Annotated in this window: 3 protein-coding genes; all 3 read left to right on the top strand. The window is 61.9% G+C overall.

What is annotated here, in order from left to right:
- The first annotated feature begins 478 nt into the window (after nucleotides 1–478).
- The 3 genes from ACFFU4_RS08400 to ACFFU4_RS08390 are packed head-to-tail and all read left to right on the top strand — an operon-like array spanning nucleotide 479 to nucleotide 2,526.
- Nucleotides 479–1,408 (top strand): hypothetical protein, encoded by a 930-nt coding sequence (locus ACFFU4_RS08400; RefSeq protein WP_377069009.1) that lies wholly within the window; start codon nucleotides 479–481, stop codon nucleotides 1,406–1,408.
- Nucleotides 1,409–1,458: 50 nt separating this feature from the next.
- On the top strand, nucleotides 1,459–1,962 hold the full coding sequence (locus ACFFU4_RS08395) for a hypothetical protein (protein ID WP_377069007.1): 504 nt from the start codon (nucleotides 1,459–1,461) through the stop codon (nucleotides 1,960–1,962).
- Nucleotides 1,963–1,971: 9 nt separating this feature from the next.
- Nucleotides 1,972–2,526, top strand: a complete 555-nt coding sequence (locus tag ACFFU4_RS08390) for a hypothetical protein (RefSeq protein ID WP_377069005.1) — start codon at nucleotides 1,972–1,974, stop codon at nucleotides 2,524–2,526.
- Nucleotides 2,527–2,606: the final 80 nt, after the last annotated feature.

Below are 2,606 nucleotides of genomic sequence, written 5' to 3'. Positions count from 1 at the left end.
CGATCAGCAGGTGCAAAGAGTAGCTTGATTTACGCCAGATCCTGTCCAAGAGACGGGGAGTAGCTCAGGCAGCGCACTGCTCGACGAGCTTCTCTCTGACCTCAACGAGCAGCTCGATCGGGGTGACGGTTACAGCATCGACAGATTCGACATTCCCGAGCAGGGCGACGAACCGGCCGCGGAGATGTACTTGTTGTTCCACCCTGATCGACCGACGAGCGTTCGGGAGATTGACGAGGAAGGTAACCGTTCGAGCATCTATTTCCGCCCACCCGGCGAGGCTATGATCGTGTATACGCCATCGACCGGCCGGGTCCACGTTCGAGCAAGAAACCGAAAGCTGCGGCACACGATTGCCGAGCGGTTTATCGAGACGGCACTCGTTCAGACCTATTCCAACTAGCCCGTCGACTTTCAGGCTTACGACATTTCTCAATTCCTGCAGGGGTTCGACCTGGGGTCGCCGGAGCTCGACGATGTGGTGATTGAGCGCGCCCGGGTAATCCGCGCTGACATCAGCATCGGCAACCTGGCCAATCGCCTCTCACTTTCCACCACCATTGATCAAGATATCGCCGGGATCATCGACAGCCAGCCAGGCCTCCCGAAGACATTTGAGCGGGCGGTCGCAATCCGCTTCATCGAAATTGCGGTGCGGTATCGCCGCGCCGGACGAGACGAGGCCCAAACGCTCGACTTCACGCTTACCGACCGCAACACCAGCAGCCTTATGAGCCTCGACGACCCCTTCGAGCGGGTTCTGGGCCATCGGCTGCTGAGACACTGGAATATCCTCCGTGAGGGGCGCGCGCCCGACGACGCAGAGAGCATGGCGGTCATGCCCGCCTTGCTGGCTATCTGGGATATCGGGGCAGACAGGGTCTCAGGCGCATGGCTCCAATCTCGTGGCCTCGATCCGGGTCTCCTGACGGAACTGGGTTTTCTCGTGCCTGCCGGCTGGGAAGACGGCGACCTGATAGACGATGAAGAAGAAGTCGGGCCGGTCGCGGCCGAGGTGGTTGTCCGGGTCGAAGAAGGCGATACGGAAGAAGGAAACCACAAGGTGGCCGATCTCGAGGTCTCCGACGGACATGCCACGCCCGCCAACCCTGATCGTTACAGGCTTTATCGGGTACGGGACGGCTGGGTCGCGGAACACCTGAAAGCACGGCTGGAACAGGCGCTTGATCTGCCCGCTGTGGAAAAGCTGACCGACGAACTTCTCTACCTTGGCACGCTCGCGGTCGATGGCGGCGATGTTCCTGTCTATCTTGCCCGCGGTCTTGATCGCGAGAAGGTCCGGTCGGCCGTTGATACGGAGCTTCGGGCGCGCCACAACCTCGGTATCGGACTGGTTTTACAGGCCGGCACCACGCCAGGGCCACAGTACACGACGCTGTTGCGTTGAGGGGCGAAATGGATTCGGATTGAAGACACTCTGCCAGGAGTATCTTCGATATGCCCGACGCCGTTTTCGCCCCTCTGGTAAAGATGTCAGGGCTGCAATTCGGGTTCAGCAAGTCCCGGCTTGTGACGCTTGCGGTGCTGATCTGCGGGGTTGCGCAGGCCCGTACCGTGAACCTGAGCCACATCGCGAGCCACGTCCCGGGGGCGGCGTTGCATAGCTCGAACTATCGCCGCCTGCAGCGGTTCTTTCAGCATGAACGTCTGGACGGGGATGCGACAGCCCGGCTGATCGTCAGGCTGCTGAACCATGCCCGCCCCAGGCGCCTGGCACTGGACCGGACGAACTGGAAGCTGGGCGGGCGGGACATCAATGTGCTGGTTCTGGCCATTGTCACGCGGCGGTTCCGGGTGCCGCTCATGTGGGTGCAACTGGGCCGCGCGGGCAACTCGGACACCGGTCAGCGGATCGCGCTGATGCAGCGCTATCTGGGCCTGTTCGGGGCCGGTTCAATCGAGCTTGTGCTGGCGGATCGTGAGTTCATCGGTGCCGAGTGACTGGAATTCTTGTGCAAAAACAATATCCCCTTCGCGATCCGGCTGCGTGAGGGCCTGCGGGTGCGGCTTGAAGGAGGCAACGCGTTCACCTTCGCAACGCTCCTGCGCAAACACCGCCGCGGGGCCTGGGAGGGCCGCCTGGAAGGCATGGACAGGACGCTCCGTTTCGCCGCCAGGCGCTTGCCCGGGGGCGAGGCCCTGATCGTCACAACCAACACCGACGATGCGCCGCGCGCGCTGCGCGATTACCGCAAACGCCGGGCAATAGAATGCATGTTCGGTGATGCGAAGACGCGTGGATTGAACCTCGAGGATACCCACATCACCGACCCTGCAAAACTGGACATGCTGATCGGCATTGTCGCGCTCGCGATGACCTGGGCCTACCGTTGCGCCACGCTTGCCCATGGGCGCGGAAACATCCGCAGGAAGGCGCACGGGCGGCGCGAAAAGTCATGGTTTCGCACCGGCCTCGACACGGTCCGAAGATGGCTCCTGTTCGACCCGCCAACGGCCATAAGCGCATGGCGGCAAAACGCACCCCGAAGGCCGGTAATCCAATGAGTCGTGTACTGTGGCACCAGCTCGGACGCCAGGAGGCCCGGAAGCGGTCTCTCACAGTCGATATTCTCCAGACCTCATGA

This window comes from Roseovarius ramblicola, from assembly GCF_042430665.1.
In the GTDB taxonomy this organism is placed as follows: Bacteria; Pseudomonadota; Alphaproteobacteria; order Rhodobacterales; family Rhodobacteraceae; genus Roseovarius; species Roseovarius ramblicola.
The sequence above is the reverse complement of the archived record's forward strand: the minus strand, read 5'-3'. Positions and strand labels throughout refer to the sequence as shown.

Excerpts from the sequence above, each read along its gene's own strand:
- ACFFU4_RS08395 (WP_377069007.1), top strand. The coding sequence starts at position 1,459 with ATGCCCGACGCCGTTTTCGCCCCTCTGGTAAAGATGTCAGGGCTGCAA.